Annotated in this window: 12 protein-coding genes and 1 tRNA gene; 3 read left to right on the top strand and 10 right to left on the bottom strand. The window is 28.0% G+C overall.

What is annotated here, in order from left to right:
* The first annotated feature begins 69 nt into the window (after positions 1 to 69).
* The 3 genes from pyrB to BU_RS01955 are packed head-to-tail and all read left to right on the top strand — an operon-like array spanning position 70 to position 1,906.
* Positions 70 to 1,002: an aspartate carbamoyltransferase gene (gene pyrB, locus BU_RS01945; RefSeq protein ID WP_010896091.1), complete on the top strand. Its 933-nt coding sequence runs from the start codon at positions 70 to 72 to the stop codon at positions 1,000 to 1,002.
* Positions 1,003 to 1,009: 7 nt separating this feature from the next.
* Entirely contained in the window at positions 1,010 to 1,474 is a 465-nt protein-coding gene (gene pyrI / locus BU_RS01950) for an aspartate carbamoyltransferase regulatory subunit (protein ID WP_009874328.1), read from the top strand.
* Between the two features lie 45 nt (positions 1,475 to 1,519).
* A complete protein-coding gene (locus tag BU_RS01955) occupies positions 1,520 to 1,906 on the top strand; it encodes a Rid family detoxifying hydrolase (protein WP_009874329.1) in 387 nt (128 codons plus the stop codon).
* An 86-nt stretch (positions 1,907 to 1,992) separates the two neighbouring features.
* On the opposite strand, the gene BU_RS01960 is transcribed toward BU_RS01955, so the two are convergent.
* The 10 genes from BU_RS01960 to glmM all read right to left on the bottom strand — a co-directional run bounded on the left by BU_RS01960 (position 1,993) and on the right by glmM (position 14,762).
* Entirely contained in the window at positions 1,993 to 3,798 is a 1,806-nt protein-coding gene (locus tag BU_RS01960; protein WP_009874330.1) for a DEAD/DEAH family ATP-dependent RNA helicase, read from the bottom strand.
* 380 nt (positions 3,799 to 4,178) lie between these two features.
* The gene (gene pnp / locus BU_RS01965) at positions 4,179 to 6,302 is read right to left on the bottom strand and encodes a polyribonucleotide nucleotidyltransferase (protein WP_009874331.1); all 2,124 of its coding nucleotides are present in this window, start codon (positions 6,300 to 6,302) and stop codon (positions 4,179 to 4,181) included.
* A gap of 201 nt (positions 6,303 to 6,503) precedes the next feature.
* The gene (gene rpsO, locus BU_RS01970) at positions 6,504 to 6,773 is read right to left on the bottom strand and encodes a 30S ribosomal protein S15 (protein WP_009874332.1); all 270 of its coding nucleotides are present in this window, start codon (positions 6,771 to 6,773) and stop codon (positions 6,504 to 6,506) included.
* Between the two features lie 104 nt (positions 6,774 to 6,877).
* Entirely contained in the window at positions 6,878 to 7,816 is a 939-nt protein-coding gene (truB, locus tag BU_RS01975) for a tRNA pseudouridine(55) synthase TruB (protein WP_009874333.1), read from the bottom strand.
* 37 nt (positions 7,817 to 7,853) lie between these two features.
* Positions 7,854 to 8,216 carry a 30S ribosome-binding factor RbfA gene (gene rbfA, locus BU_RS01980; protein ID WP_009874334.1) on the bottom strand — a complete coding sequence of 121 codons (363 nt, stop codon included), beginning with the start codon at positions 8,214 to 8,216 and terminating at the stop codon, positions 7,854 to 7,856.
* A 45-nt stretch (positions 8,217 to 8,261) separates the two neighbouring features.
* Entirely contained in the window at positions 8,262 to 10,856 is a 2,595-nt protein-coding gene (gene infB, locus BU_RS01985; protein ID WP_009874335.1) for a translation initiation factor IF-2, read from the bottom strand.
* 17 nt (positions 10,857 to 10,873) lie between these two features.
* A complete protein-coding gene (gene nusA / locus BU_RS01990) occupies positions 10,874 to 12,364 on the bottom strand; it encodes a transcription termination factor NusA (RefSeq protein ID WP_009874336.1) in 1,491 nt (496 codons plus the stop codon).
* Positions 12,365 to 12,705: 341 nt separating this feature from the next.
* Positions 12,706 to 12,791: transfer RNA gene (locus tag BU_RS01995), tRNA-Leu, on the bottom strand.
* Positions 12,792 to 12,836: 45 nt separating this feature from the next.
* Positions 12,837 to 13,166 (bottom strand): preprotein translocase subunit SecG, encoded by a 330-nt coding sequence (gene secG, locus BU_RS02000; RefSeq protein WP_009874337.1) that lies wholly within the window; start codon positions 13,164 to 13,166, stop codon positions 12,837 to 12,839.
* Positions 13,167 to 13,427: 261 nt separating this feature from the next.
* On the bottom strand, positions 13,428 to 14,762 hold the full coding sequence (gene glmM / locus BU_RS02005; RefSeq protein ID WP_009874338.1) for a phosphoglucosamine mutase: 1,335 nt from the start codon (positions 14,760 to 14,762) through the stop codon (positions 13,428 to 13,430).
* Between the last annotated feature and the right edge of the window lie 15 nt (positions 14,763 to 14,777).

Below are 14,777 nucleotides of genomic sequence, written 5' to 3' on the forward strand. Positions count from 1 at the left end.
TTTAATTTCTTTATACTGTTGAAAAACATTTCAAACAATCTTTTCTTCAACAATCAAGGAAAATAAATTTTGAGAAATTCTCTATATAAAAAAAATATTATTTCAATTAATGATCTTCAACGCAATGAATTAGAATTAGTTTTAAATAAATCTGCAATGCTAAAGAAAACACCACAACCTAATTTATTAAAAAATAAAGTTATTGCCAGTTGTTTTTTTGAGGCATCCACTCGCACTCGTTTGTCATTTGAAACTGCAATTTATCGATTAGGGGCTTCGATAGTAGGGTTTTCTGATGGGAATAATATTTCTTTAGAAAAAAAAGGAGAAACATTAACAGACACTATTTCAGTGATTAGTTCTTATGTAGATGCAATTATTATTCGACATCCTCAAGAAGGATCTGCACGTTTAGCTGCAGAATTTTCTAATAAAAAACCAATATTTAATGCAGGAGATGGAGCAAATCAACATCCTACACAAACACTATTAGATTTATTTACTATACAAGAAACACAAAATAGATTAACTCAATTAAATATAGCTATAGTCGGAGACCTTAAATATGGAAGAACAGTACATTCATTAACACAAGCATTAGCTAAATTTAAACACAATAAATTTTATTTTATTTCACCTGATGCTTTAAAAATGCCAAATTATATTAACAATATGCTTGATAAAAAAGAAATTTACTGGAAAAGACATAATAATATTGAAGAAATAATTTCAGAAATAGATATTCTTTATATGACTCGTATTCAAAAAGAACGTCTCGATTCTACTGAATATGCCAATGCAAAATCAAAATTTGTATTGCGTGCTGCTATTTTAAAAAATGCACGTAATAATATGAAGATATTACATCCTTTACCTCGTATAGATGAAATAGATCGTGATGTTGACTATACCCCTTATGCTTGGTATTTTAAACAAGCAGCAAATGGTATTTATGCACGTCAAGCAATTTTATCTTTAGTACTAATAGAAAAACATTTATAATGAAAATATGGAAATAAATAAACTCCAAGTAGAAGCTATCAAATCTGGCAGTGTAATTGATCATATTCCTGAATATATCGGTTTTAAATTACTATCTTTATTTAGATTTACCGAGACAGAAAAACGTATTACTATAGGTTTAAATCTTCCGTCTAAAAAATTAGGGAGAAAAGATATTATAAAGATTGAAAATACTTTTCTTAGTGACGAACAAATTAATCAATTAGCTATTTATGCACCGCATGCTACTGTTAATTATATAAACGAATACAATCTAGTAAGAAAAGTTTTTCCAACTTTGCCTGAAACAATTGATAGAATTTTAATTTGTCCAAATAGTAATTGTGTTACTAATCATCATCTTATTAATTCTAGTTTTATTCTTAAAGAAGACCAATTTTTTAATATGAATTTGAAATGCAAATATTGTGAAAAAGAATTTTATAAGAAAATAGTTTTGTCTTGTCAATAAAAAAAAAATTAATATAATCTATTCAATACATGAGCGATATACTCCATGAATCATATAATTGAAACTAAAGATGCTCCTAAACCTATTGGACCTTATTCACAAGCTTTAAAAATTGATAATTTTATTATATTATCTGGACAAATACCGATCGATGTCATATCCAACCAAATACCTGAAAATATTGCTGAACAAACTTACCTTGTATTAAAAAATATTAAATTAATCTTAGTTCATGCTAAGTTTCAAGTACACAATATTATAAAAACTACTGTTTTTACTACTGATTTGAAAAAAATTAATATTATTAATGAAATTTATAAAAAATTTTTTATAGATAATAAGTCAAACTTTCCTGCTCGATCATGTGTAGAAGTTCAAAAATTACCTAAAAATGTAAAAATAGAAATTGAAGCAATGGCGTTTAAAAAATAATTTTTTAATCATAATTTATTTATTAAAATATTTAAAAAAGAATAAATACACTTAGTATGCCGCAAAGCGGCATAAAAAATACAAAATTAAACATTTCTACGACGAAAAAAAGATGACTTAAATTCAGTTTTTTTAGGAGAGTTAGATTTATTGAAACTACCATCAGAAACACGACGGTTACTATTTTTATCTTTGTTAAAAATAGAACGATGAGTTGTCTTATTTTCATAATGTCTTGAATCTCGTAATAATTTCATATTAATTGGTTTATTTAATATTCTAGTACGATTAAAGGTTTGTAATAAATCTTTAGACATTCCCTTAGGCAATTCAATTGTCGAATAAGAAGAAAAAAGTTTAATATTACCAATATTACGACTATTAATATTTCCTTCATTAGCAATTGCTCCAACTATATGACGTACTTCAACTCCATCATTACGACCTACTTCAATACGATATAACTCTGCGTCTTTATTGATATCACGACGATCGCGACGGGTTCGACTGTTTCGGTTGTCTTCGCGTCGACGATCGTCTTGGAACAATAAATCACGAGACTGACGTTTAATTACATCAGGTTTAATAATTAAAGGACGTTCTCCTTGAGCCATTTTTAACAAAGCGGCTGCTAAAGTTTTTATATCTAAATCATCTGTAGAGTATAATTTATCTAATAAAGCACTATATTCATCTAAATCTCGGCTTTCTAATTGTTGTTGTACTTTTTTTGCGAATTGTTCAAGACGTCTTTGACATAATAATTCTACTTTAGGTAATTGTACTTCGGGAATAGATTGTTTCATAGTACGTTCAATATTACGTAGCAAACGACGTTCACGATTTTCAACAAATAATAACGCTCGACCTGCTCGACCTGCTCGACCTGTTCGACCTATACGATGAACATAAGATTCTGAGTCCATAGGAATATCATAATTAATAACAAAACTTATACGATCAACATCTAAACCACGCGCCGCAACATCTGTAGCAATTAAAATATCTAATCTACCATTTTTTAATCTTTCGAGAGTTTGTTCACGCAATGCTTGATTCATATCTCCATTTAACGCGGCACTATTATATCCATTACGTTCTAATGCTTCAGATACTTCTAAAGTTGCATTTTTAGTTCTTACAAAAATGATTGTAGCAGAAAAATCTTCGGCTTCTAAAAAACGAATTAATGCATCAGTTTTTCGACCATATACCATCCAATAACTTTGTTTGATATCAGGACGTGTAGTAATATTGGACTGTATTTTTATTTCTTTTGGATTTCTCATGAATCGTTTAGAAATACGACGAATTGCTTCTGGCATAGTAGCTGAAAATAATGCAGTTTGATGTTCCTTCGGAATTTGAGCCATAATTGTCTCTACATCTTCAATAAAACCCATACGTAACATCTCATCTGCTTCATCTAAAACTAATCCATGTAAATTAGAAAGATTAAGTGTCCCTCTTTTTAAATGATCTAATAATCTACCTGGAGTTCCTACAACAATTTGAGGTCCTTGTCGTAGTGCACGTAATTGGAGTTCGTATCTTTGACCACCATACAAAGGTAACACATGAATTCCAATCATGTATTTAGAAAAATCTGAAAATGCTTCTGCTACTTGGACGGCTAATTCTCTTGTAGGAGCTAATACTAATATTTGAGGAGCTTTTAAATTAATATTAAGATTGTGTAATAGCGGTAATGAAAAAGCAGCCGTTTTGCCACTTCCAGTTTGTGCCATTCCTAATACATCACGTCCTTCTAAAAGCAAGGGAATACAAGATGCTTGAATAGGGGAAGGTTTAACATATCCCATTTCATTTAAAGATTGAATAATAAAAGGATTTAAACCAAGAAAAGAAAATGTGCTTTCAATATGAGTCATGCAGTAGATATGCCTTTTAAGTTACAACGGCCAGTCTACATAGCTCATGATGAAAATATTTATTTATTCTCATTGAAAAGTATGAACCGGCGTAAATTAAATGATCTAAAAAATAAAATAATTGAATTTTTAAGAATCAACAATAGTATTTATTAGTTATTGCTAATGATTTTTTAAATATTAAAAATCTAAAAAAACAACATTAGCAACTTATTGAAGTTTATTTTTTTAAAAATTATATATTTATGTTATATAATAATTATATTAAAATAAAATGAATTAATTTTTATATTTTTTCTATTTATATAGATATTTTTAAAAAGATATAAATGTATATTTTATCAAAAAAACATAAATGATATCAAATTAAATTAATTATATCAGATAATAGAATTATTTATTGATTTATTAGAAAGAATAGAACTGTCTATTTCTTTAATACTTAATCTTAAACGACCTTGACGGTCTATTTCCAGTACTTTTACAGATATTATTTGATCAATTTTTAAATGATTAGATACTTTATCTACTCTTTTATCAGAAATTTGTGAAATATGTACTAAACCTTCTTTTCCCAAACCAATCGAAACAAAAGCACCAAAATCAACAATACGAGTGACTTTTCCAGAATAAATACGACCTACTTCAATTTCAGCTGTTATTTCTTTAATTCTACGAATAGCATTTTTTGCTTTTTCTTTAACTGTAGATGATATTTTTACTGTACCGTCATCTTCAATTTCAATAATTGTTCCAGTTTCTTCAGTTAACATGCGAATAACAGAACCACCTTTGCCTATAACATCCTTAATTTTTTCAGGATTTATTTTTATGATGTGAATACGGGGTGCAAATTCAGAGATTTCACTTCTAGACTCATTTAATGCTTGGTTCATTACGTTTAAAATATGAAGTCTAGCTAATCTTGCCTCATTTAAAGCTGAATGTATAATTTCATTAGTAATACCCTCTATCTTCATATCCATCTGTAATGCTGTAATCCCTTCTTCTGTACCAGCAACTTTAAAATCCATGTCTCCTAAATGATCTTCATCTCCTAAAATATCTGAAAGCAATACGTGTTGATTTCCTTCTTTAACTAAACCCATCGAAATTCCAGCAACAGCAGATTTAATCGGTACCCCAGCATCCATTAAAGCTAAAGAAGCACCACAAACAGAAGCCATAGAAGAAGAGCCGTTAGATTCAGTAATTTCAGATACTACTCTGATAGTATAAGGAAAATTCTCTAATGTCGGCATGACGGCTAAAAGACTTCTCTTAGCAAGACGACCATGACCAATCTCTCGTCTTTTAGGGGATCCAACCATTCCTATTTCCCCAACAGAATAAGGAGGAAAATTGTAATGAAATAAAAAATTATCTATTCTGTCTCCTAATAATTCATCTAAATTTTGTGCATCTCGAGATGTACCTAAAGTTACAGAAACTAAGGATTGTGTTTCTCCTCTAGTAAACAAAGCGGAACCATGTGTTCTAGGTAAAATACCAGTACGAACATCTAATGCACGAATCATATCTTTTTCTCGTCCATCAATACGTGTTTGGTTGCTTAATATACGTTTACGCACAACTTTTTTCTCAATTTTTTGAAAAATATCTTCTATTTCTAGCGTATCTATGTTTGAATTTTCATCTAAAAATAATTTAATTATATTTTCCTTAATACTATTTAATTTTTCAATTCTATCTTGTTTGTTAAAAATGACGTAAGCATCACTTATATTTTTTTCAAATGAATTGATAATTTTTAATTCTAATGTTTTGTTTGTTTCTGGGTAAGATATAACCCAAGGAAGCTTGCTCGCTTCATTTGATAGAGAACGAATATTATTAATTACCACTTGTTGTTGCTGATGTCCGAATATAATAGCTCCGAGAATTTTTTCCTCGCTAAGTATTTTAGATTCAGCTTCAACCATAAGAATTGCATTTTGAGTGCCCGATACGACTAAATCTAACGAACTATTTTTCATATCATCACTAATAGGATTTAAAATATATTGATTATTGATATAACCTACTCTAGCTGCACCTACTGGTCCATAAAATGGAATCCCCGATAAACTAAGAGCCGCAGATGCGCCTATGATGGAAATTATATCAGGATTAATCTGGGGGTTAACTGATACTACTGTAGCAATTATTTGAATTTCATTAAGAAATTTTTTCGGGAATAACGGTCGAAGGGGTCGATCTATTAATCGAGCAGTTAATATTTCATTTTCACTAGGGCGTCCTTCCCTTCTAAAAAAACCGCCAGGTATCCGACCCGCAGCATATGTACGTTCTTGATAATTAACAGTAAGTGGAAAAAATTTCTGTCCTGTGTGTATTTTTTTTTGTCCAACAACAGTTACAAAAACTGCAGTTTCATCCATACTAGCCATAACAGCAGCGTTAGCCTGTCGAGCTATTACACCCGTTTCTAAAGTGATTGTATGTTGACCGTATTGAAATTTGCGTACAATTGGATTTAGCAAAATAATATCCTTAACATGAAACTAATTTTTTAATAAAAATATACTATATTATTGAATTTTTTTTTATCATAAATAAAAAAATAGGTTTTTAATTTACAAAATCGAAATAAAATCGTAAAAAAAGGGCTAATAAAGCCCTTTGAAAAATTTATTTTTTATTTTATGAAAATATTTTAATTTTATGATTTTTATAAAAACTTCTTATCGTCTTAAATGTAGATCTTCAATTAAGGCACTATAACGAGATATATTCTTTTTCTTTAAATAATCTAATAATTTACGACGTTTTGATACCATATTTAAAAGACCTCTACGACTACAATGATCTTTTTTATGTTGAGAAAAATGTATTTGAAGGTAATTAATTTGATTTGTCAACAATACAACTTGTACTTCTGTTATTCCACTATTTTGTTCTGATTTACCATATTTTAAAATAATTTTTTTAGTATCTATTGCAGATAAAGACATGTAGTAGTACTCCAATATATTAAAAACTGTATTAAATTACTTCCAAATTAATCAGGTTATTTTAAAATAATATCATGCTAATCTTAAATTTAATAGTGAATAACTTAATTAATAGATCTAGAAACTAATCTATATGGAATCAATAATTCTTCTGTATTAATTCTTCCTAATCCAATAAATTTATTATTTTCTAATGCTATTACACGTACTAGACTATTTTTGATATCAGAAAAAAAAATTACAGTTTGTCCTAATTGAAAATTATATGATTGTTGAGGAAAAAGATATACTTTAGGTAAAAAAGATACAGGGCTATCTATAGGCATTAATAAATTATCTATTTTTTCGAAGAAATTAAAATTATTGTTTTTTTCTTTTCTTAATAATTTATGTAAATATGAAATTGTGACTAGTTGACTATGAAGATATGAAGCCATTTCTAAACGACGTAAAAAAATCACATGAGCTCCACAACCTAATTTTTCCCCTAAATCCTCCACTAATGTGCGAACATATGTTCCTTTTGAACAAAATATTTTAAATTCGATTAAGTTTTTTTCTTGATGAATAGAACTTATATCATGTATAAGAACTTTTCTTATACTACGCTTAATATTTAATCCTTGACGTGCATATTTATACAAGGGCACACCATTATGTTTGATTGCAGAATACATTGGAGGAATTTGTTCAATCAAACCAGTTAACTCCTTGAGAGCAGATTTTATTTTAAAAGAATTAATTAAAATAGGGCGTTTTTTTATGATAATTCCATCAGAATCAGATGTAGATGTTTTTTCCCCTAATTTAGCAATAACATGATATTTTTTATTAGATTCCATTAAATAATGAGAAAATTTTGAACATTCTCCAAAACAAATTGGTAGCATACCTGTTGCTAACGGATCTAGAGTACCAATATAACCTGCTTTTTTTGCACTAAAAAGCATCTTAACTTTTTGTAAGGCATTATTAGAAGATATTCCCTGTGGTTTATCTAGTAAAAGTAATCCATGAACATCGCGTTTTTTATGAAAAAACATCTATTTTCCTTTATTTTATTGATAAAAAAAAGTATTCTTATTCTTTTTTTGTCAAATTTTCTAAAATACAAGAAATTTTATTACCTTTTAAAAAAGAATCATCATGATGAAAAATAATATTTGGAACGATTCGTAATTTCATTCTTTTACATAATAACTTTCGGATATAACTAGAAGCTCTATTTAATATAGTTATTTTTTTTTTTACCTTCTCATTATTATCACTTTCTAAAAAACTAACAAATATTTGTGCATAAGATAAATCTTTTGAAACTTGTACTTCAGAAACTGTTATAATTGTTTTAATACGTGGATCTTTAAGTGAATGCTGTATAATTGCAGCTATTTTTTTTTGCAATTCTTGAGCAATACGATCAGAGCGATTGAATAATTTTTCCATAATTATACTACCCAATTAAATATCTTATAAAATATACATTATGGTTTATAATATTCTCTTCATTTCTCTAACTTCAAAAACCTCAATAATATCTCCAACACGTATATCATTGTAATTTTTTATACCAATTCCACACTCTAATCCATTACGTATTTCATTCACATCCTCTTTAAAACGACGCAACGATTCCAATTCGCCTTCATATATTACGATGTTATTTCTTAATATATGAATTGGATTGCTGCGCTTAATTACTCCTTCTGTAACCATGCAACCAGCAATTAAACCAAATTTAGGAGATTTAAATGTATTTCTTACTTCAGCTAAACCAATAATATTTTCTTTGTATTCGGGTGATAATAGACCCGTCATGGCTGCTTTAACTTCATCGAGTAAATCATAAATAACTGAATAATATCGCAGATCTAAATGTTCTGAATTAATTATTTTTTTAGCAGAAGTATCTGCACGAACATTAAATCCTAAAATAATAGCATTAGACGCTAGTGCTAAAGAAGCATCTGTTTCTGTAATACCTCCAATTCCTAATCCTATTATTTTTATTTTTACTTCTTCAGTAGATAATTTTAATAAAGCTCCAGAAATCGCTTCTAAAGAACCTTGTATATCAGATTTTAGAATAATTTTTAATTCGGAAACATTATTTTTATTTATGTCATCAAACATATTTTCTAAATTTATTCTGTTTTGGTTTGATAATTTTTTTTCACGAGACTTTTCTTTACGATAAGAAGCTACTTCTCTTGCTTTTTTCTCATCACGAACCACAGTAACTACATCACCAGAAAAGGGTACTTTAGATAACCCTAAAACTTCTACTGGAATAGATGGACCTGCACTGAAAACTTCATTTCCACTAGCATCACGTAAAGATTTAATACGACCATATTCAAATCCACACAATATTACATCTCCTTTTTTTAGCTGTCCTTTTTTCACTAATACTGTAGCTATTGGACCTCGTCCTTTATCTAAAAAAGACTCTACAACAATACCTTCAGCCATTCCAGTAGTTACTGCTTTTAATTCTAACATTTCTGCTTGTAGTAAAATTACGTTTAATAATTTATTAATCCCTTTTCCTGTTTTTGCAGAAACGGATACGAAAATATTCTCACCACCCCATTCTTCTGAAAGAATGTTATATTTCATCAAGTCGTTTCTTACTTTATCAATATCAGAATCGGTTTTATCAATTTTATTAATAGCAACTATTACAGGAACATTAGCTTCTTTTGCGTGTTGGATAGCCTCAATTGTTTGTGGCATTACCCCGTCATCTGCAGCAACAACTAAAATAACAATATCAGTTATCTGAACTCCACGAGATCTCATTGCAGTAAATGCTGAGTGTCCGGGTGTGTCTAAAAAGGTAATGGAACCTAAATCAGTTTTTACATGATAGGCACCAATGTTTTGTGTAATTCCACCTGCTTCGTAAAATGCGGTTTTTGTTGAACGAATATAATCTAATAAAGATGTTTTTCCATGATCAACATGTCCCATTATAGTAACGACTGGAGCTCTAATAGCAGAAACATCGTTTCCTGTGTCACGATCTTTCATAATTAGTTCTTCTAATGCATTTTCACGATGTACAATAACTTTATGACCCATTTCTTCTGCAATTAACTGAGCTGTATCTTGGTCAAGAACATGATTAATAGTTCCAATAATACCCATGTTCATCATATTTTTAATGACTTCGGAACTTTTTATAGCCATTTTATTTGCTAAATCGGACACAGTAATCGTATTACTTATGATAACATCTCTATTAATTATAGATTCTGGTTTTTGAAAAACTTGTTGTAATAAAATAGGTTTATTTTTTTGTTTACTATTTTTCTTATTACGATTAAAAGTACGAATTTCTTCTTTATTATATCTTCCATTATGAAAATTTTTATTATTCTTCTTTTGACGATAATTTTTTAAAATTCGCCCATGATTTCTTTTATCTATTTCTACTTCTCTATCATTCTCATCTTCGGCCTGACGTGCGTGTAAAAATGTTGTTAAATGATAATCTTGTTTTTCTTCTTTATGAGATATCCGAATATCTTTGTTTTCTTTAATTCTTTTTTTGTGGTTTAAATCAAAAGAATTAGATTCTCTATGTTGATTGAATTTTTTATTTTGTTCATCTTTATTTGAAATTTTTAGTTTGTTTTCTTTTTTTGTATTTAAAGATCTTGAATCACTTTTATTTAACTCTATTTTTTCTATATTTTTTATGTATTTTTTTTCTTTATTCTTTAAAGATGACGTTTTCTGCATTGAATGTTTAATTACTTTTTTTTCATTTAAAAAAGATTCATTTTCAAATTTATTGTTTTTTACATAAGCTCTTTTTTTTCTAACTTCTACTTGTACAGATTTGTTTTTTCCTCCAACCGTTGAAATTCTTAAAGTACTGCGTGTTTTTCTTTGTAAAACTAAAGTATCTAAAGAGTATTTTTTTTTAGATTCTAAATGTTTCAATAAAATATTTTTTTCAAGTACATTAATATAATTGTCTTCAGTTTTTGTTATACCGATAATAGATAATTCTTTTATTAATTCTTGAATTGATATCTTTATTTCATTAGATAAAACTTTTAAACTTATATCTGGCATACTATTCTTCCTATTTATCAGACTTTACTACTAAACCAACAGATATTACGAGCAGTCATAATTAATAACCCAGCTTGTTCAGAATTTAAATTTTTAATATCAGTTAAATCGTCAATTCCTTGATCAGCTAATTCTTCTATAGTAAATATATTTTTTTCGGCTAATTGCAAAGCTAGTACTGCGTTCATTCCATTTATTTTTAATAACTCTTTTTCTGTTTTTCTTTCTTGTATTATCATTTTATTTTTATCTGATTCCATTAAGAGAAGTTTACTTTTCGCGCCTTCACGTACTTTTTTTGCTTGATCTTCAGTTAAATTTTTAACTTCTAGTAATTCGTTAAATGGTATGTATGCCAACTCTTCAAGAGAAGAAAAACCTTCTTTAACTAAAATTTTAATAATATTTTCATTTATATTTAAATTTTTTTTAAAAAAATTAAAAGCAGTATGAGCTTCTTCTTTATGTTTAGAATGAAGATCTTCTGTAGTCATAACATTTAATTCCCAACCACTAATTTGAGAAGCTAAACGAACATTTTGACCATTTCGACCAATGGCTTGAGCTAAATTATTTATATCTACTGCTATATCCATAGTATGACAATCCTCATCTACAACAATAGAAGCTACATCAGCCGGAGCCATAGCATTTATAACGAATTGAGCTGGATTATCATCCCATAAAATAATATCAATACGCTCTCCACATAATTCGCTAGATACCGCTTGTACCCGAGCACCTCTCATACCCACACAAGCTCCTACAGGATCAATACGCTTATCATTAGTCTTAACTGCAATTTTAGCACGAGAACCTGGGTCTCGTGCAGCAGCTTTTATTTCGATTACTTCTTCTCCAATCTCAGGGACTTCTATTCGAAACAATTCAGTAAGCATTTCAGTTTTTGAACGACTTATAAATAGCTGAGCACCACGAGCTTCTGGATACACCCCATATAAAATACCACGAATACGATCTCCTGGACGAAAGTTTTCTCTTGGCAGCATGCCTTCACGTAAAATTAATGCTTCAGCATTATTACCTAGATCTAACATTATGTTGTCTCGATTAATTTTTTTAACTATTCCGGTAATTATTTGACCGGTATATTTGCGAAATTGTTCCACTAACATTGCTCGTTCTGCTTCACGAACTTTTTGAACAATCACTTGTTTTGCAGTTTGAGTTGTTATTCTATCAAAATCAACAGATTCAATTTGTTCTTCTATATAATCATTAAGATAAACTTTTTCGCCATCAAAACATGCTGCTTCTAAAGTGATTTCTCTAGTTGGTTGAGTTACTGTTTCTACTACCATCCAACGTCGAAAAGTAGTGAAGCCCCCAGTTTTTCGATTAATACTTACTCTGATATCAATTTCTTGTTCATGTTTTTTCTTAGTCGCCGTTGCTAATGCCATTTCTAAAGCTTCAAAAATTTTTTCGCGAGGTAGAGATTTTTCATTAGAAACAGCCTCGACAACAGCTAAGATTTCTTTATTCATCTTATGGAACCTCAAAATAAAAATTTTTAAAATGAATAATTACAACTCATTTTTTACATGTATTAATTGAAAAAAAAATTAATTATGAAATTAGATAATTAATACACTAATTTTTATTAATCAAGAGTTTGTATAATTAATTATTACTTAATATTTAAAGATCAATTAAACTATATTATTTAGAAGAAACATTGTAATAAAAAACCCCGAAAAGTCGGGGTTTTAGGTGCTATTACCCTATGTATAAAGTTATTATTAATAATTTTTTATCTCTGAAATATAGAAAAATATTATTACTTTTAAATGTAGTACAATCATGAAAAAATCATTTAATAATACTTTGGTACCGAGAATGGGACTCGAACCCACACGCCTATTCGGCACTACCCCCTCAAGATAGCGTGTCTACCAATTCCACCACCTCGGCAAAAATGTATTATAATTACATATTTTTTATATTAAATGAAAATAATTAATTAGGTATATCGAGATTTAATTTTTTTTTATCTAAAACATGTTTTTTTGTTATGGTGTTGTTTTGATTATCTTCCCAAAAAAAATCCGAATCAATTCTTTTACTATTAATATTACACAAAATAATACTTATCAATAAAAAGAAAAAAGCAAGAATTTTAATAATTTTAGTAATAAAATTATTAGTTCCTATACTATTAAAAAATTTAATATTATTTTTCGTATGTGAATGAACTGTATTATTCAGTCCTTTTCCCGGTTGAAGTAAAATAAAAAAAATTAAAGAAAAGGAAATAAAAATAAAAACAATCAAAAAAAATAAATACATAAAGAGTTATTTCCTTTGTTAAAAAAAATAATTATTAAAATATATTACTGTTTACTTAAATATGCTTTTTTATTAAAAAAAATTTTTATTTTTTATAAAGAATTTATATATAAGATTTTACATATAAATTATCTATTTTTTAAATGATATTGCTTGTCTATTCTATAAAATATATATTTTTCTATTTTATACTCTGAATAAATAAATAAATGATAATTTCCCAAAATTTATCACAACTATTATTTTTATGAAATATATAAATTAAAGTAATTTAATAGTTTTTCCAATATATTGAGCTAATTCATAAACTTTTAAATAATCTTCACCTTCTACCATAATTCTAATACATGGTTCTGTACCAGATCGTCGTACTAAAACACGACTATTTTGACCTAAAATATTTTTATATTGAGTGAGAATATTTTGTATTTTTATATCTTTTTCAAAATCTTTATCTTGTTTTAAAAAAATATTAAGAAAAACTTGAGGAAAAAGTTTTATTTGATTTGATAAATCATATAAAGTCATATGATTATTAATCATAGTTAACAAAACTTGTAAACTAGCTATAATTCCATCACCAGTAGAATGCTTATCTAACAAAACAATATGTCCTGATTTTTCTGCTCCTAGTATCCACTTTTTTTCTTTAATTTTTTCGTATACATTTCGATCCCCTATTTGTGCGGGACAAAAAGGAATTCCAAGTTTTTTTAAACCTAGAATTACACCCATATTAGTCATTGAAGTACCTACAACACCACCTTTTAATTTATTTTCTTTTAAATATTCTTTTGCAATAATATAAATTATTTGATCTCCATCTACTTGATTTCCTAAATGATCTACCATAATGACACGATCTCCATCTCCATCAAATGCTAAACCAAGATCAGCTGATTCTGATAAAACTATTTTTTTTAACATCAAGATATTAGTAGATCCTGAATTTTGATTTATATTAACTCCATTAGGATTAATAGCAACAGTGATTACCCTTGCTCCTAAATCTTCAAAAATTTTAGGTGCTATCTTAAAAGTTGCACCATTAGCGCAATCTAAAATAATAGTAAATTTTGATAAATTTAAATCTTTTGGAAAATTTTTTTTGCAAAAGTCAATATACAGACTTTCAGGATCTAAAATATTATTAGAATGACCAAAATTTACATAATCAGGATATAAAAAAGTATGTTGTACTTTTTGCTCAATAGAAAACTCTATTTCTTTAGTTAATTTAACCCCATTTTTATAGAAGATTTTTATTCCATTGTCATAAAAAGGATTGTGGGAACCCGAAATAACAATTCCAGCAGAAGCATTTAAAGATTTAGTAAAATAAGAGATGGCTGATGTGGGCATACAACCAGCTAGTAAAGTAGATACTCCTGTAGACAAAATACCAAATTCTAAAATAGACTGTAACATGGTTCCAGAAATACGAGTATCTCTTCCAATAATAATTTTTTGTGTTTTATTTTTACCTAAAACTATTCCAATAGACCATCCTAATTTTAATAAAAAATCAGGTGTTATTGGATTTACTCCTACTTTTCCACGTATACCATCTGTTTTAAAATATTGCAAAAAAGTCATAATGATTTCATTCCT

This window comes from Buchnera aphidicola str. APS (Acyrthosiphon pisum) (assembly GCF_000009605.1).
Lineage (GTDB): Bacteria > Pseudomonadota > Gammaproteobacteria > Enterobacterales > Enterobacteriaceae > Buchnera > Buchnera aphidicola_I.

Coding starts and splice junctions, on each gene's coding strand:
- secG (WP_009874337.1), bottom strand. CDS start 13,166: ATGTATTTATTTTTTTTGATTGTTTTTATTTTTATTTCCTTTTCTTTA.
- pyrI (WP_009874328.1), top strand. CDS start 1,010: ATGGAAATAAATAAACTCCAAGTAGAAGCTATCAAATCTGGCAGTGTA.
- BU_RS01955 (WP_009874329.1), top strand. CDS start 1,520: ATGAATCATATAATTGAAACTAAAGATGCTCCTAAACCTATTGGACCT.
- nusA (WP_009874336.1), bottom strand. CDS start 12,364: ATGAATAAAGAAATCTTAGCTGTTGTCGAGGCTGTTTCTAATGAAAAA.
- glmM (WP_009874338.1), bottom strand. CDS start 14,762: ATGACTTTTTTGCAATATTTTAAAACAGATGGTATACGTGGAAAAGTA.
- rbfA (WP_009874334.1), bottom strand. CDS start 8,216: ATGGAAAAATTATTCAATCGCTCTGATCGTATTGCTCAAGAATTGCAA.
- infB (WP_009874335.1), bottom strand. CDS start 10,856: ATGCCAGATATAAGTTTAAAAGTTTTATCTAATGAAATAAAGATATCA.
- rpsO (WP_009874332.1), bottom strand. CDS start 6,773: ATGTCTTTATCTGCAATAGATACTAAAAAAATTATTTTAAAATATGGT.
- truB (WP_009874333.1), bottom strand. CDS start 7,816: ATGTTTTTTCATAAAAAACGCGATGTTCATGGATTACTTTTACTAGAT.
- BU_RS01960 (WP_009874330.1), bottom strand. CDS start 3,798: ATGACTCATATTGAAAGCACATTTTCTTTTCTTGGTTTAAATCCTTTT.